This is a genomic window from Mesorhizobium sp. ES1-1 (assembly GCF_020164785.1).
Classification (GTDB): domain Bacteria; phylum Pseudomonadota; class Alphaproteobacteria; order Rhizobiales; family Rhizobiaceae; genus Mesorhizobium.
This window is the reverse complement of the sequence record NZ_JAIUGX010000012.1, coordinates 171,995-192,382: the sequence shown is the minus strand read 5'-3', so window position 1 is coordinate 192,382 and position 20,388 is coordinate 171,995. Positions and strand designations below refer to the sequence as shown.

At 63.8% G+C, this 20,388-nt stretch carries 17 protein-coding genes; 8 read left to right on the top strand and 9 right to left on the bottom strand.

All coding sequences use genetic code 11. The features are described from left to right. Positions 1–186: 186 nt before the first annotated feature. Both LB513_RS20725 and LB513_RS20720 read left to right on the top strand, forming a co-directional pair. Positions 187–1,152: an ABC transporter permease gene (locus LB513_RS20725; protein ID WP_224665376.1), complete on the top strand. Its 966-nt coding sequence runs from the start codon at positions 187–189 to the stop codon at positions 1,150–1,152. Further along, a complete protein-coding gene (locus tag LB513_RS20720) occupies positions 1,142–1,957 on the top strand; it encodes an ABC transporter permease (RefSeq protein ID WP_224665375.1) in 816 nt (271 codons plus the stop codon). The genes LB513_RS20725 and LB513_RS20720 overlap by 11 nt, the downstream gene beginning before the upstream one ends. 124 nt (positions 1,958–2,081) lie before the next feature. Here the strand turns inward: LB513_RS20720 and LB513_RS20715 are convergent, their stop codons facing one another. The 6 genes from LB513_RS20715 to LB513_RS20690 all read right to left on the bottom strand — a co-directional run bounded on the left by LB513_RS20715 (position 2,082) and on the right by LB513_RS20690 (position 9,645). Further along, on the bottom strand, positions 2,082–2,435 hold the full coding sequence (locus LB513_RS20715; RefSeq protein ID WP_224665374.1) for a formate dehydrogenase subunit delta: 354 nt from the start codon (positions 2,433–2,435) through the stop codon (positions 2,082–2,084). After that, positions 2,425–3,255, bottom strand: a complete 831-nt coding sequence (fdhD, locus tag LB513_RS20710) for a formate dehydrogenase accessory sulfurtransferase FdhD (RefSeq protein ID WP_224665373.1) — start codon at positions 3,253–3,255, stop codon at positions 2,425–2,427. The genes LB513_RS20715 and fdhD overlap by 11 nt, the downstream gene beginning before the upstream one ends. A 382-nt stretch (positions 3,256–3,637) precedes the next feature. Further along, positions 3,638–6,514, bottom strand: a complete 2,877-nt coding sequence (gene fdhF, locus LB513_RS20705; protein ID WP_224665372.1) for a formate dehydrogenase subunit alpha — start codon at positions 6,512–6,514, stop codon at positions 3,638–3,640. An 8-nt stretch (positions 6,515–6,522) separates the two neighbouring features. Next, positions 6,523–8,079, bottom strand: coding sequence for a formate dehydrogenase beta subunit (locus LB513_RS20700; RefSeq protein WP_224665371.1), 1,557 nt, complete (start codon positions 8,077–8,079; stop codon positions 6,523–6,525). Beyond that, positions 8,076–8,555, bottom strand: a complete 480-nt coding sequence (locus tag LB513_RS20695) for a formate dehydrogenase subunit gamma (protein WP_224665370.1) — start codon at positions 8,553–8,555, stop codon at positions 8,076–8,078. Before LB513_RS20695 ends, LB513_RS20700 begins: the two co-directional genes overlap by 4 nt. Positions 8,556–8,745: 190 nt before the next feature. Next, complete coding sequence (locus LB513_RS20690; protein WP_224665414.1) at positions 8,746–9,645, bottom strand: LysR family transcriptional regulator; 900 nt, start codon at positions 9,643–9,645, stop codon at positions 8,746–8,748. 172 nt (positions 9,646–9,817) lie between these two features. Here LB513_RS20690 and LB513_RS20685 point away from each other — a divergent pair, with 172 nt between their 5' ends. The 3 genes from LB513_RS20685 to LB513_RS20675 all read left to right on the top strand — a co-directional run bounded on the left by LB513_RS20685 (position 9,818) and on the right by LB513_RS20675 (position 12,722). Continuing rightward, complete coding sequence (locus tag LB513_RS20685; RefSeq protein ID WP_224665369.1) at positions 9,818–10,459, top strand: DUF47 family protein; 642 nt, start codon at positions 9,818–9,820, stop codon at positions 10,457–10,459. 3 nt (positions 10,460–10,462) lie between these two features. Further along, positions 10,463–11,467 (top strand): inorganic phosphate transporter, encoded by a 1,005-nt coding sequence (locus LB513_RS20680; RefSeq protein WP_224665368.1) that lies wholly within the window; start codon positions 10,463–10,465, stop codon positions 11,465–11,467. A 76-nt stretch (positions 11,468–11,543) separates the two neighbouring features. Next, on the top strand, positions 11,544–12,722 hold the full coding sequence (locus LB513_RS20675) for an Mrp/NBP35 family ATP-binding protein (protein ID WP_224665367.1): 1,179 nt from the start codon (positions 11,544–11,546) through the stop codon (positions 12,720–12,722). A gap of 22 nt (positions 12,723–12,744) precedes the next feature. Here LB513_RS20675 and LB513_RS20670 read toward each other — a convergent pair whose 3' ends face one another. Continuing rightward, positions 12,745–13,197, bottom strand: coding sequence for an SRPBCC family protein (locus LB513_RS20670; protein ID WP_224665366.1), 453 nt, complete (start codon positions 13,195–13,197; stop codon positions 12,745–12,747). A gap of 148 nt (positions 13,198–13,345) precedes the next feature. Here LB513_RS20670 and LB513_RS20665 point away from each other — a divergent pair, with 148 nt between their 5' ends. From LB513_RS20665 to LB513_RS20655, 3 genes are all read left to right on the top strand, one after another. After that, a complete protein-coding gene (locus LB513_RS20665; protein ID WP_224665365.1) occupies positions 13,346–15,151 on the top strand; it encodes an IlvD/Edd family dehydratase in 1,806 nt (601 codons plus the stop codon). 184 nt (positions 15,152–15,335) lie between these two features. Next, positions 15,336–16,568, top strand: a complete 1,233-nt coding sequence (chrA, locus tag LB513_RS20660) for a chromate efflux transporter (RefSeq protein WP_224665364.1) — start codon at positions 15,336–15,338, stop codon at positions 16,566–16,568. Positions 16,569–16,584: 16 nt separating this feature from the next. Next, positions 16,585–16,983, top strand: a complete 399-nt coding sequence (locus LB513_RS20655; protein WP_224665363.1) for a hypothetical protein — start codon at positions 16,585–16,587, stop codon at positions 16,981–16,983. Positions 16,984–17,000: 17 nt separating this feature from the next. Here the strand turns inward: LB513_RS20655 and LB513_RS20650 are convergent, their stop codons facing one another. Further along, the gene (locus LB513_RS20650) at positions 17,001–18,584 is read right to left on the bottom strand and encodes a trimethylamine methyltransferase family protein (protein ID WP_224665362.1); all 1,584 of its coding nucleotides are present in this window, start codon (positions 18,582–18,584) and stop codon (positions 17,001–17,003) included. 181 nt (positions 18,585–18,765) lie between these two features. After that, positions 18,766–20,259 (bottom strand): PLP-dependent aminotransferase family protein, encoded by a 1,494-nt coding sequence (locus tag LB513_RS20645; RefSeq protein WP_224665361.1) that lies wholly within the window; start codon positions 20,257–20,259, stop codon positions 18,766–18,768. Between the last annotated feature and the right edge of the window lie 129 nt (positions 20,260–20,388).

Here is a 20,388-nt window from a genome sequence, read left to right as displayed (position 1 = left end):
GACATCTCCCCCGCAAGGGGGGAGATTGGCCGTCGGCACTGCCTTCGCCAGTCAAAGACATTTCAGAACCGGCGGGACAAACAAGCTGCTGATCTCCCCCCTTGAGGGGGAGATGTCCGGCAGGACAGAGGGGGGCCTCGTAGAGCACTGCCTATCTCATGATCTCTCGCAACACTCGGCCGAGCCATGACCACCGCGGCGCTCAACTCCAACGCAGCACCCGCCATCCTGCCCGGCAAGGGCGGGATCGGCGGCGCGTTGTCGGACCTTTTCTGGCGCAAGCCTAGGTTCCTGCTGCTCCTTATGCTGTTGCCGCCGGTGCTGTGGCTCGGCATCGTCTATATCGGCTCGCTCTTCGCCCTTTTGGCGCAGAGCTTTTTCTCCATCGATGAATATTCGGGTCTCATCAACCGCCAGTTCACGCTGAAGACCTATGGCGACCTGTTCCAGGCCGCCAATCTCGACATCATCCTGCGCACGGTGACGATGGCGGCGCTTGTCACTCTGGCCTCGGCCATCGTGGCCTTCCCGATTGCTTATTACGCGGCGCGCTATGCGCAGGGCCGATGGAAGGCGCTGTTCTATCTCGGCATCATGCTGCCGCTGTGGTCGAGCTACCTGGTCAAGATCTATGCCTGGAAGCTGATACTGGCCAAGGAAGGCATCCTCACCTGGCTGCTCGCCAAGCTGCATCTCCTGTGGGTGCTCGATGCCTGGCTGTCGCTGCCTATCGTCGGCGGCAACTCGCTGTCGGTGTCCTTCACCGGCACCTTCATCGTCTTTGTCTACGTCTGGCTGCCCTTCATGATCCTGCCCGTGCAGGCGGCGCTCGAACGTGTGCCCGGCAATCTGGTCGAGGCCTCGTCCGATCTCGGCGCATCACCGGGCCAGACCTTCCGCAACGTGCTGTTCCCGCTCGCACTGCCCGGCATCGTCGCCGGTTCGATCTTCACCTTCTCGCTGACGCTCGGCGACTACATTATCCCGCAGATCATCGGCACCTCGCGGCTGTTCATCGGCCAGGCCGTCTATTCGCAGCAGGGAACCGCCGGCAACATCCCCCTCGCCGCGGCCTTCACAGTCGTGCCCATCATAATCATGGGCTTCTATCTCTGGGGCGCCAAGCGCATGGGGGCGTTCGATGCGCTCTGACGGCTCACAATCGGCGCCGCTTAGCCTGAAGGCCGCCGCTGCCTGCGGCCTGCTGTTTCTGCACCTGCCGCTCCTGCTGATCTTCGTCTACGCGTTCACGACCGAGGAGAAGAGCTTCGTCTGGCCGCCGCCCGGCCTGACGACGCAATGGTTTGCCGTCACCTGGAACCGCCCGGATGTCTGGCAGGCGCTGTCGCTGTCGGTCCGGGTGGCGGCCATCTCGACCCTGATCGCGCTGATCCTTGGCACGCTTTGTTCGGCGGCGGTCTCCAGGACAAAATTCTTCGGCCGTGAAACCGTCTCGCTCCTGGTCATCCTGCCGATCGCGCTTCCGGGCATCATCACCGGCATCGCGCTACGCTCGGCCTTTTCGCTGGCCGACATCCCGTTCTCGTTCCGGACGATCGTTCTGGGCCACGCCACTTTCTGCGTTGTCGTCGTCTACAACAACGCCGTCGCCCGTTTCCGCCGCACCTCGGGTTCCATGATCGAGGCTTCGATGGACCTGGGCGCCGACGGTTTCCAGACCTTTCGGCATGTCGTGCTGCCAAACATCGCGACGGCACTGCTCGCCGGAGGCATGCTGGCCTTCGCCCTCTCCTTCGACGAGGTCATCGTCACCACCTTCACGGCCGGGCAACAGCAGACGCTACCGATCTGGATGCTGGAAGAACTTATCCGCCCGCGCCAGCGCCCGGTCACCAACGTGGTGGCCATGGTGGTCGTGCTCGTCACGCTGCTGCCCATCCTCGCCGCCTACTATTTGACCCGCGATGGGGATCAGATCGCCGGTGCTGGCAAGTAAGAGGGGACCAATGAGCAGTAGGGATTAGTCCGGCGTGAGAGCGCAGATCAAGGCGCGGTGCTTGCGGTCGAGAACGCGTTGCCGGGGTGGTCGCGTGCTACTTCGGCTCAGCAGAAGCGGCGCGTTATTTCTGCGAAGCCGCGATCTCCGACAGCGATTCACCTGCCGCGACGCCTTTGCCGCCGGGCGCGCCCCGCTCTACGTCGGCTCCGGCGCCCAAGCCGACACCCTCAGGAGCGTTCGGCCGCCTTATTTTCGCTGAAGCAGCCACGACGATCTCGATGAACCCTTCGCCGCCGGCGTCAAGCATCTCGAAGAATTGCTGCCGCATGCGCGGCTCCCAGAATTTGTTGATATGTTCGGCAGTGCCGGCGATCCCCTCTTCGCGAGGCTTGGATTGAAAAAAGGTGCCGATCTGGTTGGCCATGCGCACCAGCTTCTCCTTGGTGCTCATGATGTGGTCTTCGTCATGCGACATGCTGGTCAACTCCGCTAACCACCCGGCCGGGATGGGTGAAAACATCGAAATCGTCGCCGCGCACCAGTGCAACCAGCGTCATGCCGGCTTCCTGAGCCGTGCGGATCGCCAGCGCGGTCGGCGCCGACACGGCAATGATGAAGGCCGAGCCGATGGCTGCCGTCTTCTGCACCATCTCGACGGAGACGCGCGACGTCACGACGACGGCTCCCGAAGCACCGTCGACACCGGCCTTGGCCAGGGCGCCTGCCAGCTTGTCGAGCGCGTTATGGCGGCCGACATCCTCACGTGTCATGACGATGCCTCTGCCCGGCACATAGAAGCCGGCGGCATGGACCGCTCCGGTTTCGGCGTGCAGAGGTTGCATCTTCGAAAGAAGCTTGACCGATCGGGCGATATCGTCGGCATCGAGCGCGAGTCCCGACGCATCGACCGCGTCGACAGAGCGCATCGCTTCCTCGATCGATTCGATGCCGCAAAGGCCACAGCCTACCGGCCCCGCCAGCCGGCGACGGCGCGCCTCGAAGCGCGTGTTGGCGGTGTCCTTCAAGCGGATCTGGATATCTATGCCGGCGCCATGGTCCTCGACATCGATGGTATCGATCTCTTCGGGCGAGGCGACGATGCCTTCGGTCAGCGAGAAGCCGAGCGCGAAATCCTCGAAATCCGCCGGGCTCGCCATCATCACCGCATGCGTGGTGCCGGCAAAGGAGAGCGCCACCGGCGTCTCTTCCGGCACCATACGGTTGGCCGTAGCCGTGCCGCTGGGCCGGTGAGCGAGCCTGGAGATCTGGGAGATGGGTTGGCGTTCGCGGATCATCGGGCAACGCCTTCTGTCCGGTCCGCTTTTCGCAACAGCTGGGCAAGCTCGCGCCTTTCCTCTGTCCCGTCGATCGGGGGAGAGGCGTCGAGCGAAGCTCGATGGAGTGAGGGTCGATTGCTCTGCGATAGATCAGGCGTCCGCGGCGTTGTGCCGGACCCTCGGGCGATGCGCGTGACAGAACCGGCTTCCCCCACTCCGTCTCGGCTTCGCCGAGCCACCTCTCCCCCCTCCGGAGGGAGAGGAAGGGAGTTCGCCATCATAAGCTCGCGCCCTTCCTCTCCCCCGTCGACCGGGGGAGAGGTGTCGAGCGTAGCTCGACGGAGTGGGGGTCGACTGATCGTCGATATCAAGGCCCTTATTGTCGAACGCCTCGACACAATCACTCCGCAGCTTGCAGCGTGGCGATACGCCGGCTCTGCTCCGCCTGCTCGTTATAATCGCGCTGCCATTCCGACGGTCCGTTGGACGCGCCGACCTGCACCGCCGTCACCTTGTACTCCGGACAGTTGGTCGCCCAGTCGGAGAAGTCGGTGGTGATGACGTTGGCCTGCGTGTCGGGATGGTGGAAGGTCGTGTAGACCACGCCGGGGGACACCCGGTCGGTGATCAGCGCCCGCAGCGTCGTCTCGCCCGAACGGCTGGTCAGCCGCACCCAGTCGCCATCGCGCAGGCCACGGTTCTCGGCGTCGTGCGGGTGGATCTCGAGCCGGTCCTCGCTGTGCCAGACGATGTTCTCGGTGCGCCTTGTCTGCGCGCCGACATTGTACTGGCTGAGGATGCGCCCGGTGGTCAAAAGCAGCGGGAAGCGCGGGCCGGTCCTCTCGTCCGTCGCCACATATTCGGTGCGGATGAACTTGCCCTTGCCGCGCACGAAGCCGTCAATGTGCATGATCGGCGTGCCTTCCGGCGCCTTCTCATTGCAGGGCCACTGCACCGAGCCCATCTTTTCCAGATAATCATAGGACACGCTGGCGAAGCTCGGCGTCGTCTTGGCGATCTCGTCCATGATCTCGGACGGATGCTGATAGTCCCACGCCAATCCCATGGTCTGGGCGAGTTTCTGTGTCACTTCCCAGTCGGCCAAGCCATTCTTCGGCGCCATAACCTTGCGCACGCGGTTGATGCGGCGCTCGGCATTGGTGAACGTGCCGTCCTTTTCGAGGAAGGTCGAACCCGGCAGGAAGACATGCGCGTAATTGGCTGTTTCGTTGAGGAACAGGTCATGCACGACAACGCATTCCATGGCGGCGAGGCCGGCCGCGACATGCTTGGTGTCGGGATCGGACTGCAATATGTCCTCGCCCTGTACGTAGAGGCCCTTGAACGAGCCGTCGACGGCGGCGTCCAGCATGTTGGGGATGCGCAGGCCAGGCTCGTCGTCGAGCTTCACGCCCCACAGGCTCTCATAGATGTCGCGCACCGCGTCGCCGGAGACGTGGCGGTACCCCGGAAGCTCGTGCGGGAACGAGCCCATGTCGCAGGAACCCTGCACATTGTTCTGGCCGCGCAGCGGATTCACGCCGACGCCGGGGCGTCCGACATTGCCGGTCGCCATGGCGAGGTTGGCGATGGCGATCACCGTGGTCGAGCCCTGGCTGTGTTCCGTCACGCCGAGGCCGTAATAGATCGCGCCATTGCCGCCGCGCGCGAACAGCCGCGCCGCGCCGCGGATCTCTTCGGGGTCGACATTGGCCAGCGCGCCGACGACTTCAGGGCTGTTTTCCGGCAGTGCGACGAACGACGCCCAATCCTGGAACTCGTCCCAGTCGCAGCGTTCGCGGATGAAGGCTTCGTCGAATAGCCCTTCGGTGATGATGACATGGGCCAGCGACGTGACCACGGCGACATTGGTGCCGGGCTTGAGCGGCAGGTGGTGTGCGGCTTCGACGTGCGGCGACTTCACCATCTCGGTGCGGCGCGGGTCGATCACGATGAGCTTGGCGCCCTGGCGCAGCCGCTTCTTCAGCCGCGAGGCGAAGACCGGGTGAGCGGCGGCGGGGTTGGCGCCGATGATCATCACCACGTCCGTCTTCTCGACCGAATCGAAGTCCTGCGTGCCCGCCGACGTGCCGAATGTCTGGCCGAGACCATAGCCCGTCGGCGAGTGGCAGACGCGGGCGCAGGTGTCGACGTTGTTGTTGCGGAAGCCCTGGCGGATCAGCTTCTGCACCAGGTAGGTTTCCTCATTCGTGCAACGCGACGAGGTGATGCCGCCGATCGCGGTGCGCCCATACTGGTACTGGATGCGGCGGAATTCATTGGCCGTGTGGGTCAGCGCCTCCTCCCACGACACTTCGCGCCAGGGGTCGGTGATCTTCTCGCGGATCATCGGGTTGAGGATGCGGTCCTTGTGGGTCGAGTAGCCATAGGCGAAGCGGCCCTTGACGCAGGAATGGCCGCGATTGGCCTTGCCGTCCTTGTAGGGCACCATGCGCACCAGTTCGTCACCGCGCATCTCGGCCTTGAACGAGCATCCGACGCCGCAATAGGCGCAGGTGGTGACCACGGAATGCTCCGGCTGGCCAATCTGGATGACCGACTTTTCGGTCAGAGTCGCCGTCGGGCAGGCCTGCACGCAGGCGCCGCAGGATACGCATTCCGAATCGATGAACAATTCATGCATGCCCGGCGAAACCCGGCTGCCGAAGCCGCGGCCCTCGATCGTCAGAGCAAAGGTCCCCTGCACCTCCTCGCAAGCGCGCACGCAACGCGAGCAGACGATGCATTTCGACGGATCATAGGTGAAGTACGGGTTGGACTCGTCCTTGGCCATCCATTTGAAGTTCTCGACGCCATCGTTCTTCTTGAAGACGTGGTTGTCGCCTTCGTAGCCATAGCGCACATCGCGCAGGCCAACGATGCCGGCCTGCGTCTGCAGCTCGCAATCGCCATTGGCGGCGCAGGTCAGGCAGTCGAGCGGATGATCGGAGATGTAGAGCTCCATGACGCCGCGGCGGATGTCCTTCAGACGGCCGGTCTGGGTGTGCACGACCATGCCTGGCGCCACCGGCGTCGTGCAGGAGGAGGGCGTGCCGTTGCGGCCGTCTATCTCGACCAGGCACAGCCGGCAGGAACCGAAGGCGTCGACCATGTCGGTGGCGCACAGCTTAGGGATGGCAATGCCGGCTTCCATCGAGGCGCGCATGATCGAGGTGCCTTCCGGCACCGTCACCGTGAATCCGTCGACCGTCAGCGTCACCTGCTTCTGCGAGCCCGACGCCGGCGTGCCGTAGTCGATTTCCTGAACGAGACCCATGGCGGCTCCTATTCTGCTGCTTCGGCGACTGGCGCCGGCTTGAAATCTTCGCGGAAGTGGTTGAGCGCGCTCATCACAGGGTAGGGCGTGAACCCGCCCAACGCGCACAGCGAACCGAACTTCATGGTCTGGCAAAGGTCGGTGACCAGTGCGATGTTCTTCTCCGGCTCGATGCCGCGCGCGATCCTGTCGATGGTCTCGACCCCGCGCGTCGAGCCGATGCGGCAGGGTGTGCATTTGCCGCAGCTTTCGATGGCGCAGAACTCCATGGCGAAGCGCGCCTGCTTCAGCATGTCGGCCGTGTCGTCGAACACGGTGATGCCGGCATGGCCGATCAGCCCGTCCCTGGCGGCGAAGGCTTCATAGTCGAACGGCGTGTCGAACAGCGCGCGCGGAAAATACGCGCCGAGCGGTCCGCCGACCTGCACGGCCTTGACCGGACGCCCGGTGGCCGTGCCGCCGCCGATATCGTCCACGATTTCGCCCAGCGTCATGCCGAACCCGGCTTCGAAGAGGCCTGCATTTTTGACGTTGCCGGCGATCTGGATCGGGATGGTGCCGCGCGAGCGGCCCATGCCGAAATCCCTGTAGAAGGCGGCGCCCCTGTCCATGATGATCGGTACGGAGGCCAGGCTGATGACGTTGTTGATCACCGTCGGTTTGCCGAACAGGCCCTGGATCGCCGGCAGCGGCGGCTTGGCGCGCACCACGCCGCGCTTGCCCTCCAGGCTGTTCAAGAGCGAGGTTTCTTCGCCGCAGACATAGGCGCCGGCGCCGACGCGGATTTCCATGTCGAAGGCATTGGGCGAGCCCAGTACGTTGACGCCGAGCACGCCCGACATGCGGGCGATCTCGACGGCTTTCTTCATCACGGCAACCGCGTGCGGATATTCTGAGCGGATGTAGACGAAACCCTTGGTTGCGCCTGTGGCGATGCCAGCAATCGCCATGCCTTCGATCAGCACGAAGGGATCACCCTCCATGATCATGCGGTCGGCGAAGGTGGCGCTGTCGCCCTCGTCGGCGTTGCAGACGATGTATTTGCGGTCGGCCGTCGTATCGAGCACCGTCTTCCACTTGATGCCGGTCGGGAAGCCGGCCCCGCCGCGGCCGCGCAGGCCCGATTCGGTGACCTGCCTGACGATGTCGGCCGGCGCCATCGCCACAGCGTTCTGCAGGCCCTTCAAGCCACCCAGCGATTTGTAGGCGTCGAGCGACAACGGGTCGTTTATGCCGCAACGGGCGAAGGTCAGCCGCGTCTGTCTGGCCAGGAAGGGAATCTTGTCGGGCGCGCCCAGCCAGCGTTTGTGGTGGCCGCCTGTAAGGAAGCCGCAGTCGAAGAGGCCTTTGACGTCGGCCGGCTTGACGGGCCCGTAGGCGACGCGGCCATTGGCGGTCGCCACTTCGACCATGGGCTCGAGAAAATACGCGCCGCGCGATCCGTTGCGCACAATCTTGGCCTCGACGCCGCGCTCGGCGAGTTCCTTGGCGATCGCCTTGGCGACCTTTTCCGCGCCGAGCGCAAGCGCGCCGGAATCGCCGGGAATGTAGATGCGCGGGATCATGAGCGTACCTCGGCGACGATCTCGTCCAGCTTTTCGTCATCGAGCCGGCCGATCACCTGCCCGTCCAGCATCGCCGCTGGAGCGCAGGCGCAAAGTCCGAGGCAGTAGACCGGCTCCAGCGTTACCGACCCGTCGCGCGTCGTCTCGTGGAAGCCGATGCCCAGTAGCTGCTTGAGCTTCGCCGCGACTGCGTCCGACCCCATCGACTGGCAGGCTTCCGCCTGGCAGACCTTGAGCACATGGCGCCCGGCGGGGTGGCTGCGGTAATCATGGTAGAAGGTGACCACGCCATGGACCTCCGCCCTCGAGATGTTCAGCGCCTCCGCTATGACCGGCAACGCATCCTGTGGCACATGGCCGAACTCTTCCTGGATGCCGTGGAGGATCGGCAGCAGAGGCCCTTCGAGGCCCTTCATCTCCTGGACGATCGCCGCGGTGCGCGAAGTGATCTCGGTACTTGCAAGCTGCATTGGCATGCAGCGCCCTCCCTATGGTGGCGGCCATGATATCGTCCCGCCGCATGAAACGGTCTGGCCACAACGACATGCTTGCGCCGCTTTATCGCTAAGTGTTTAAGAAATCAGAGAAAACCCCTGAAATCAATAAAGCGGTTTCGTTGCTCGATAGAAATCTTCTATCAAGCGGAAACAGCATGCACTGTCTAGCTCAACGATTGCCGTGGAAATCGTCCGCCAGCGCCATCGCCTCGTCCAGCAGCGCCGAGACCAGCGGCGTATGCGGTTCGCGCGGGGCCGCAACCAGGCCTACCGTGTGCCGGGCATCCGGCTCGACGATCGGGATGGCCCGGATCGGCTCCGAAAAACCGAACGTTTCCGCAAGGTTGAGCGGCATGATCGACGACCATTTGCCGGTGCGGATATGCGAGAACAGCACGATCATGGAATTTGATTCGAGCGTCGGCCGCACCTGCACGCCCGCTTCGGCGAGATGGTGGTCGATGATACGGCGGTTCTGCATGTCCGGCGTCAGCAGGCAGAGCGGCAATTGGCTAAGTTCCACCCATGTCACTTTGTCACGATCGGAATAGGGATTTCCCGCGGCGGTGATCAATTGGTAGCGCTCGTCATAGAGCGGTACGCTGGTCACCCGCCCCAGGGGCTCGTTGTCGAGATAGGTGATGCCGGCGTCGATGTCGAAATTGCCGAGCAGCGACAACACCTCGATCGATGTGCGCGAAAGCACCGAGAAGGTGACGCCGGGATGCTTTTCGCGGAACGGCGTGGTCAGCCGCGGCAGCATGGCCAGCGCCGTCGGGATGGCAGCGATGCGGATGCGGCCCGACAAGCCATGCCGCGCCGCGCGCATTTCCTCGCGCATGGCGCGGGTGTCGCCGACGATGCGGCGCGCCCAGGCCAAAACCTGGATGCCTTCGGGGGTAAGCCCCTGGAAGCGCGACCCGCGCAGCACCAGCATGACGCCGAGTTGCCCCTCCAACTGCTTGATTCCCGCCGACAGGGTCGGCTGGGTGACGCCGCACACTTCGGCCGCGCGGCCGAAATGCTCTTCCTTGGCCAAGGCGATGAAGAATTCCAGCTTGTCGATCATGCCATTCGTCCAGTCGTCACGCGCAACGTCGGGGAAATCACGTTTCCCCGCAAGCGCCTTGCGCAATGTCCGCATCCACATCTTTGAGCCGGCTACTGGTTTCCCAAGGACGGATAGGGCGCTATGTGGTGGGATCACAATATTTAGTAATGACGGGTCAGGGAGGTCGGACGTGCTGGGCTGGTTCCGCAAGCTGTTGCCGCGCGAAGATCGCTTTTTCGACCTGTTCGAACGCCATTCCCGCACGACCGTCGGTGGTGCCGAGGCCCTGCAGCAATTGCTGCAGGGCAACGACATCGAACACTGGTGCAAGAGAATTGTCGATCTCGAGGATGAAGCCGACCACATCACCGCCGAAGTGCTTCTGGCGGTTCGGCGCTCGTTCATCACCCCTTTCGATCGCGGTGACATCAAGGACCTGATCCAGTCCATGGATGACGCCATCGACATGATGCATAAGACGGTCAAGACCGTGAGGCTGTTCGAAAGAAAGGAGTTCGATCCGCTGATGCAGGAAATGGGTGGCGTCATCGTTTCTGCCGCAAAGCTCGTGGCCGAGGCCATCCCGCTGCTTGCCAAGGTCGGCAGCAACACGGTCCGTCTCAACGCCATCGCCGAAGAAGTCATGCGTGTCGAAAGCCGCGCGGACGATCTGCACGAGCAGGGTCTCAAAGACCTGTTCAGGCGCCATGGCGCCAGCGATGCCATGGCCTACCTGATCGGCAGCGAAATCTATGGTCAGCTGGAAAAGGTGGTCGACCGTTTCGAAGACGTTGCCAACGAGATCAGCGGCATCGTGATCGAGAACGTCTAGACCATGGAGGCGACCATCGCCTTTCCCATGCTGATCGGCCTCGTCGCCGTGGCGCTGTTCTTCGACTTCCTCAACGGGTTGCACGATGCCGCCAACTCGATCGCTACCATAGTTTCCACCCGCGTGCTCAGGCCGCAATATGCGGTGCTGTGGGCCGCCTTCTTCAATTTCATCGCCTTCATGTTCTTCGGCCTTCATGTCGCGGAGACCGTGGGAAAAGGCATCGTCGACGTCAGCATCGTCACTCCGGCGGTGATCTTTGCCGCCCTTGTCGGCGCCATTGTGTGGAATGTCGTGACCTGGATCGCCGGCATTCCGTCGAGCAGCTCGCACGCCCTGATCGGCGGTCTGGTTGGCGCCGGGGTGGCGAAAGCAGGCTTCGGCGCCATCGTCTGGACGGGACTTGGCAAGACCGTCGCGGCGATCGTCCTGTCGCCGGCAACCGGCTTTGTGCTCGCGCTTGTCCTGGTCCTGGTGGTCTCCTGGCTGTTCGTGCGCCAGACACCTTTCGCCGTGGACAGCACCTTTCGGATAATGCAGTTCTTTTCCGCATCGCTCTATTCGCTCGGCCACGGCGGCAATGATGCCCAGAAGACGATGGGGATCATCGCCGTGCTGCTCTATTCGCAAGGGATGCTCGGCAGCACTTTTTACGTGCCGCTCTGGGTCGTGCTCACCTGCCAGTCGGCGCTGGCGCTCGGCACCTTGTTCGGGGGATGGCGCATCGTCCACACCATGGGGTCGAAGATCACGCGGCTCAACCCGATGCAGGGCTTCTGCGCCGAAACCGGCGGCGCCATCACGCTGTTCGCCGCCACCTGGCTCGGAGTCCCAGTGTCGACCACCCACACGATCACCGGCGCGATCATCGGCGTCGGCGCCGCCCGCCGCGTTTCGGCTGTGCGCTGGGGCCTCGCCGGCAACATTGTCGTCGCCTGGGTCGTCACCTTGCCGGCAACCGCGGCGATTTCGGCGCTCACCTACCTTGCGACAGACCTGGTGAGGTGAGGCAGCCATCGTGGCGCTTGGACTCGCCACCGATCTGCACTATCTGAGCCGCAGCTGAACGCCCTGGGAAAAAGCCATGTCCGTCACCAAGGAAATCGTCACCGCGCGCCTCAAGACGGTCAATGGACCTGACTTCACCGGCAATATCGTCGACCTGGGCATGGTTTCGGAGATTTTCATCGCCGATGGCAAAGTCTTCTTCTCGATCACGGTTCCGGCCGCCCGGGCCCAGGAAATGGAGCCGCTGAGGGCGGCCGCGGAACGTGTCGTCAAGGCGATACCCGGTGTTGCCGGCGCGGTCGTGGCGCTCACCGCCGAGAAGAAGGGCGGCGGCATGGAAGCGCCCGTTCCGGCGCGTCCCGCTCCCAGGCCGGCGCCATCGGCCCCGCCCGCCGCCGCTCCTCGCGCCGCGCCGCACGCTCCGGCCTCGCACAGCCAGGGCAAGCGCGGCGTGCCAGGCATAGAGGCGATCATCGCCGTTGCCTCCGGCAAGGGCGGCGTCGGCAAGTCGACCACTGCGGTCAACATCGCGCTTGGCCTTGCTGCCAACGGCCTGCGGGTCGGCGTGCTGGATGCGGACATTTACGGCCCCTCCATGCCGAGGCTGCTCAATATCCATGGCCGGCCGGAGACCGTCGACGGCAAGATCCTGAAGCCGATGCGCAATTACGGCCTGAAGGTGATGTCGATGGGGTTCCTGGTCGACGAGGAGACGCCGATGATCTGGCGCGGGCCGATGGTGATGTCGGCGCTGACGCAGATGCTGCGCGAGGTCGAATGGGGTGAACTCGACGTGCTCGTCGTCGACATGCCGCCCGGCACCGGCGACGCGCAATTGACGATGGCGCAGCAGGTGCCGCTTGCCGGCGCCGTCATCGTCTCGACGCCGCAGGACCTGGCCCTGATTGACGCCCGCAAGGGACTGAACATGTTCAAGAAGGTCGACGTGCCGCTGCTCGGTATCGTCGAGAACATGAGCTACTTCATCGCGCCGGACACCGGCAAGCGCTATGATATTTTCGGTCACGGCGGCGCGCGTCGCGAAGCCGAACGCCTCGGCGTGACCTTTCTTGGTGAAGTGCCTCTCGAAATGGGGATCCGCGAGAGTTCGGATGCCGGCACGCCAGTGGTCGTATCCAGGCCGGATGGGCCGGAAGCGAAGATCTACCGGGATATCGCTTCGAAGGTTTGGGACCGGGTCAATGAAGAGCGTGGCGCGGCGCAAGCGGCCGTGCCGAGCATCGTCTTCGAATGACGGGAAGGGCAGGCGACGAGGATTACGCCGCGCCCACCTTCTCGCCAAAGCTCGAAAAGAACTGACCCGCCAGCTTCTTAGAGGTCGATTCGATCAGCCTGCTGCCAAGCTGGGCGATCTTGCCGCCGACATCGGCCTTGGCGGCGTATTTCAACACCGTGACATCCGGCCCATCCTCGCTCAGCGTCACATCGGCGCCGCCCTTGGCGAAGCCGGCGATGCCACCCTTGCCTTCGCCCTGGATCGTGTAGGAGTGCGGTGGATTGAGGTTCTTCAGCGTCACCTCGCCATTGAAGGTCGCCTTGATCGGCCCGATCTTCACCACCACGGTCGCCGTCATCTCGGTCGGTGACGTCATCTCGAGGCTCTGGCAGCCGGGAATGGTAGCCTTCAAGACCTCTGGATCGTTCAGTGCTTCCCAGACTTTTTGCAGGGGTGCGGCAATGCGCTCCTCGCCTTCGATCACCAACGCCATGAAAAACCTCCCGGACAAGACCGCCCGAAGCCCTAGCGCAGCGTTGGGGGCGTGTCTATCGCACCAAAGTCCGGTTGCGACCCTGCGTCCCTCTTGCCTGCTTCCGCGCGTTGCCATATCGATTTGTCTTACAAATACGGAGACGACGATGGCAGGCGCCCCCACAGGCAAGAAGAAATTTCGCTCGCAGGAGTGGTTCGACAATCCCGACAATCCCGGGATGACGGCCCTCTATCTGGAGCGCTACCTCAATTACGGCCTGACGCGCGCCGAACTGATGTCGGGCAAGCCGCTGATCGGCATTGCTCAGACCGGCTCGGACCTCTCGCCCTGCAACCGCCACCATCTCGAACTCGCCAAGCGCGTGCGCGAAGGCATCGTCTCGATGGGCGGCATTCCGTTCGAATTTCCCTGCCATCCGATCCAGGAGACCGGCAAGCGCCCGACAGCGGCGCTCGACCGCAACCTTGCCTATCTCGGCCTCGTCGAAGTGCTTTACGGCTATCCGCTCGACGGCGTCGTGCTGACCATCGGCTGCGACAAGACCACGCCGGCCCTGCTGATGGCGGCGGCAACCGTCAACATCCCCGCTATCGCGCTCTCCGTCGGTCCGATGCTGAATGGCTGGCACAAGGGCAAGCGCACCGGCTCGGGCACCATCGTCTGGGAATCGCGCCAGCGCCTGTCGGCCGGCGAGATCGGCTATGACGAATTCATGGACATTGTCGCTTCCTCGGCGCCGTCCACCGGTTATTGCAACACGATGGGCACGGCCACCACGATGAATTCGCTGGCCGAGGCGCTCGGCATGCAGCTGCCGGGCTCCGCCGCCATCCCCGCTCCCTATCGCGAACGCGGCCAGATTTCCTATGAAACGGGCAAGCGCATCGTCGAGATGGTGCATGAAGACCTGAAGCCGTCCGACATCATGACCAGGGAGGCGTTCGAGAACGCCATCGTCGTCAATTCGGCCATTGGCGGCTCGACCAACGCCCCCATCCATCTCAATGCCATCGCGCGTCATCTCGGCGTCAAGCTCGACAATGACGACTGGCAGGCGACCGGCCTCAACGTCCCGCTGCTGGTCAATCTGCAGCCGACCGGCGAGTATCTCGGCGAGGACTACCATCACGCCGGCGGCGTCCCGGCCGTCGTTGCCGAACTCATGAAGGGCGGACTGCTGCCTCATCCGGGTGCGCGGACCGTCAACGGCAAGTCGATCGGCGAGAATTGCGAGGGTGTCGCCAACGAGAACGCCGACGTCATCCGCAGCGTCGCCCAGCCGCTGAAGACAAATGCCGGCTTCATCAATCTGAGCGGCAATTTGTTCGATTCGGCGATCATGAAGACCAGCGGCATCTCGCCGGAATTCCGCGAGCGCTATCTGTCCAATCCGCAGGATCCCGAGGCCTTCGAGGGCAATGCGATGGTCTTCGACGGACCGGAGGATTACCACGCCCGCATCGACGATCCGGCGCAGGGCATCGACGAGCACACGATCCTGTTCATGCGAGGCGCAGGCCCGATCGGCTATCCAGGCGGCGCCGAGGTGGTCAACATGCAGCCGCCGGCCTATCTCATCAAGAAGGGCATCCATGCGCTGGCCTGCATCGGCGACGGCCGCCAGTCCGGCACGTCGGGTTCTCCCTCGATCCTCAACGCGTCTCCGGAAGCCGCCATCGGCGGCGGGCTGGCGCTGCTCAGGACGGGCGATCGCGTCCGCATCGATCTGAACAAGGCCACTGCCAACATCCTCGTCGACGACGAGGAAATCGCCAGGCGCCGCGCCGAACTCCAGAAAGACGGCGGCTATCACTATCCCAAGCACCAGACCCCATGGCAGGAAATCCAGCGCTCCATGGTCGACCAGTTCTCCGAGGGAATGGTGCTGAAGCCGGCGATCAAGTACCAGGATGTCGCCCATACCAAGGGCATTCCCCGCGACAATCACTGATTGGTCTGCAGACGATCCTCATTGCGCGATGGCCTGGTCTCCGACCTGGCCGTCGCAAACGCCGTCCGGACTGGCGCTTCTCTAAGCCACCTGCCGGACGCCGGCCTGTCGCGAACCGTTCCAGCTTTCCACAATTCATGCTCTATAGCGTCCGAACCGAGACGGTTCGGACGTGAAAGGGACCATGGCGGCGGACCAACTCGACACCGATAGCGGGCAGGTCCGGTCGCCTTGGGAAATCTTTGCCGTTTTCCTCAGACTAGGCCTGACGTCGTTCGGTGGGCCGGTTGCCCATCTCGGCTATTTCCGCGAGGAATTCGTGGGACGGCGCAAATGGCTTGACGAGGCCGGCTATGCCGACCTGGTCGCGCTCTGCCAGTTCCTGCCCGGGCCGGCCTCCAGCCAGGTCGGCTTTTCGATCGGCGTGCTGCGCGGCAACGGACTGCTTGGCGGCCTTGCCGCCTGGGCCGGCTTCACCTTGCCCTCGGCCCTGCTGCTGTTCGCCTTCGCCCTTGGCGCCGCGTCATTGGGCGGCCCCTTGGCGCAAGGTGTCGTTCATGGCTTGAAGCTCGTCGCCGTCGCTGTCGTTGCGCAGGCGCTGTGGGGGATGGCGAGAAGCCTGACCCTGGACGTTCCGCGCGCCGGCATCGCTCTCGCCGCCATAGCCGTTCTGCTGCTCGCCGGCGGCTCCTTCGGCCAGATCGCGGCAATCGTCATGGGGGCTGTCGCCGGTCTGCTGGTCTGCCGAGACGGAGCGTCGCAATCAGGTGGCCATTTGGCCGTTCCGGTTCGCCGGTGCTCGTCATTGATCGCGTTCGTCCTGTTCGGCGCCCTGTTCGTGCTGCCGCCGCTCGCGGCTGCCGCCACCGGCAGCCAAGCGTTGAGGCTGTTCGAAGCGTTCTATCATTCCGGCGCGCTGGTCTTCGGCGGCGGCCATGTCGTGCTGCCCTTGCTTCAAGGCCAGGTCGTCACCCCAGGCTGGGTAACTCCGGAAACATTCCTTGCCGGCTACGGCGCCGCTCAAGCCGTGCCGGGACCATTGTTCACCTTCGCCGCCTATCTTGGTGCGATAAGCGCGCCGCAGCCCAACGGCATCGCCGGTGCTACGATTGCCCTTGCCGCGGTGTTTCTGCCGGGCCTTTTGCTTGTGTATGGCACGCTACCGTTCTGGGACCGCCTGCGCAGCCTGCCACAAGCACAGGCGGCTATGCGCGGCGCCAATGCTGCCGTCGTGGGCATACTCGCGGCGGCTTTCTACAATCCTGTCTGGGTGAGCGCGGTGCAAACCGTTCTCGATTTTGGACTTGCGCTGGGCGGATTCCTGTTGCTCATCGTCGTGAAGACGCCGCCCTGGATTGTCGTGCTCCTGCTCGCCGCCTGTGGAGCCGCCGCCAGCATCGCCGGCGTCGGCGTCTGATATAGGAGGGCATATCATGACGGGACGGCGCTCTTCTCTCGGCTTTCTCGGAATGTTCGGCCGCTCGGGCGACCTCAGGCAACTCGATGAGGCGTTGCGCCGAGCCGATTTGCATCCGGCGCTGGTGCCGGAAGGCGTGAAACTGACCATCGTCAATCTGATGAAGGACGGTTGGCCCGACGAACCGCCGCCACAAGCCTATGCGCAGGTGGCGCAACTGTTCAGCTACTGCATAGCCGGAGGCGAAACGTTCGAACGCTCCAATGGCCTTCAAGACAGGCTCGACGCCGAGCGCCGCATCGAGGCGGCGCTTCAAGCCGGCGACAGTTTCGATGCGCAGATCGTGCTCATGACGCTGCACGCCAAGCTGATCAGTGCCGAGGTCGTCGAGCGCTACGGGTTGAGCGCAGACTGACGGCTTCGGGAGTGGGCCTATCCGCCCATGTTGGCGCGCGGCAGCTTGATCACGTCGCCGAAGCGGGCGCGCAGTTTGTCGTCGATCGTTTTCGGCACGTGGCGCGGGAAGCGCTCGGCCAGGACACGCTTCTTTTCGATGATGGCGCGCTGCAATATGTCGGGACGGCCCTTTTCGTTCCATTCCTTGGGCGAGAACCTGTCGCCGACGGCCGGATAGAAATATTCGGTCTGCATCAGCCGCAGCGTCTGCTCGTTGCCGAGATAATGGCCCGGTCCGTTCAGGCAGACTTCGGCAATGGTGTCGATCGACAGCGATTCATCGGACACTTCGATGCCGCGTACGCAACGAAGGCAATGGCCGAGCATGTCGTTGTCGATGATCAGGCTTTCCAGGCAGAAGCCGAGCAGCGAGGCGTGCATGCCGGCGGATTCATAGACCAGATTGAGCCCCGCAAGGCCGGCCATCACATCGGTGATGCCCTTTTCATAGCCGGACTGGATGTCGGGCAGCTTCGAATCCGTCATGCCCGCGGCCGAGCCGCCTGGCAGATCGTAATATTGCGCCATCTGCGCGCAGGCCGCCGTCAGCACTGCCTGCTCGGCCGAACCGCCGGACATGGCGCCCGTGCGCAGATCCGATACGAAGGGCCATGTGCCAAAGATCGACGGATGCCCGGGCTTGATGGCATTGACATAGACGAGCCCGGCCAGCACCTCCGCCACAGCCTGCACGACCGCGCCCGCAATCGCCGCAGGCGCCGTGGCTCCCGCCTGTCCCGCAGACAGAAGCAGGATTGGAATGCCGCCCTCGACACAGGCTTCGAGCACGCCGCAGGCATCCTCGGCGAATTTCATCGGCGGCACGACGAAGCAATTGGAGTTCGACACGAACGGCCGGGCGCGGAAATTCTCCTCGCCGCCGGCAATGGCATAGAGCATGTCGAGCGCCGGCTTCACGTTCTCGCGCACCGTGAAGGAGGTGCCGACATGCTTGGATGTACCCATCACGCAGGCATAGAGCGTGTTGAAGTCCATTTCGAGCGGATCGGGAATGTCGCGTGGCACCATCGGCCGCTGGAAGAAATGGATGTTGTCGAGTCCCTCGACCAGGCGGGCGGCGTCATAAATGTCCTGAAGCAGCGACTCGCGGTATTCGCGCTTCTCCACATCGACCAGATGCACGGCGGCGCCGGCAGTGCCGTAATGCACGCGCTTGCCCTGAATCAGCATATCGTGCCTGGGGTCCTGGCCGTACAGGGTGAAATTCCGTGCCGCTTTCTTGATCGTATCGAGGACCAGCGCGCGCGGAAAACGGATGCGTCCGTCATCGCCGTAGCTGGCGCCGGCTTTGGTCAGCGCTTCGATGCAGGAAGGAATGGCGTTGGCGAAGCCGACCGTTTCCAGAAGGGTCAGTACCGCTTCATGGATGCGTTCCTGGTCGTTGCCGGTCAGCGGCCCGTAGCTGCCGCCTTCCAGGCCGGCGCGCACCGGCTTGATATCATCGGCCAGCGGTGCCGCGCGCATGGCGCGCCGCGCTTCGCGCCCGCCCGAACGGCGCGAACGCTGATCTGCTGCATCCTGCTTCTCAAGCACTGACATGGAACACTCCACCTTACCGAGAAACAGGGCGGCGGTTGGTCCACCATCGACTGCTTCTTCCCCTTTGTGCTCCGACTATGCCGCCGGCATTGGCACAGCCTATGGGCCAGCGGGTCCGGCCGCCTATGCCAGAGCCAATGTCCGAAGCCGCGCCGGCAGGCGAGGGGGTGCCGTGGATGGATCAGGCGGCGGCGGGCCGCCGCCCGGCCGCTGTGGCAAGTTCCCGGATGCCGGGCTCGATATGCTGCAGCGCGATCGAGGAGATGCCCAACCGCATGAAACGCGAGGGCTTTTCGGTGCGGTCGAAGAAGCGGTCGCCGGGCTCGATGATCACACTACGCGAGGCAGCGGCTTCGGCCAGCCCGCGCGAATCCGTGCCGCGCGGGCCTTCGAGCCATAGCGACGTGCCGCCGGCCGAATCGGTCGAGCGCCATTCAGGCAGGAAGGCGGAAATCGCATGGACCAGACGCTTGCGCCGCTCGTCGAACGCGCTCGACAGGCGTCGAACCAGGGCTTCATGATGGCCGAGCGACAGAAATAGCGCCACCGCGCGCTGGTTGTTTGCTGGAGGGTGGCGCAGCATGAAACGCCGCAAGGCCCTGAGTTCGGAGATCAGCCCGGCGGAGGCGACGATATAGCCAAGCCGCAGGCCCGGGGCCAGGGTCTTCGACATTGAGCCGACATAGACGACGCGGCCCGATCGATCGAGGCTCTTCAACGCTTGCTGCGGTGCTTCGTCGAGAAGCTGGCTGTCATAGCCGTCCTCGATGATGATCTGGTTGTGGCGGTTGGCGCGCGCCAGCAGGTCCTGCCGCCGCTCCGCCGACAGCGGCACCATGGTCGGGCAATGATGGCTGGGCGTGACGAACACGAAGCCGGAATCATTGGGAATTGAAGCAGTTACGATGCCGGACTGGTCGACCGGCACCGGCTGGATCTCGGCGCCGGCGAGGCGGAAGATCGAGCGCGCGTCGGGATAGCCCGGGTCCTCCATCGCAACCTTGGAGCCCTTGGTCATCAGCAGGCTGGCCAGCATGTAGAGCGCGTTCTGTGCGCCAAGCGTGACGATGATCTCGTCGGGATTGGCGAAGATGCCGCGCCGGGGCAGAAGCCGCGCCTGGATCTGCTCGATCAGCAGCGGATCGTCGCGGTCGACCATGTCGGACGCCCAGTTGCGGATTTCGAGCACCGCCAGCGCCATGCGATTGCACTCGCGCCACTCGGCGGTCGGGAACAGCGCCGGGTCGAACTGGCCGTAGACGAAGGGGTAGGAGGACTTGATCCAGTTCTCGTGCTTGGCTGGCGGCGGCATGTCGCTGGCCGCGATCTGCCGGCGTGCCTTCCAGTCGATCTCATTGGCCTGGTCGGGCGCCTTCTGGTGTGGCTTGGCCGGTGTCGCCAGCACGTCGGGATTGACGAAATGGCCACGCCGCTCGCGAGCCACGAGGAAACCCTGGTCGACGAGTTGCTGGAACGCCAGCACCACGGTTCCTCGCGCCACGCCCAATTTCTCGGCCAGGATTCGGCACGAGGGAAGCGGCATCGAGGCGGCGATCTGGCGGTCGAGGATAGCGGCAACGATGGCCTGGCGGATCTGCGCCTGCAGGGTCTGGCCGGATTCGGCCGAGATCCGGAACAGGCCGGACCATATCGCCGTGTCGTTACGCTGTGGCATGAAGGATGTCCTCGATGGCCAGCTTTTTTCGTTTGGCTGGACCAGTCGAATGTAACGGTGGCACAAGGGTTTGCGCCAATCAATTTTTCTGATCGCTGGGATTTATGCCAGTGATCCTTCCACCCAAGT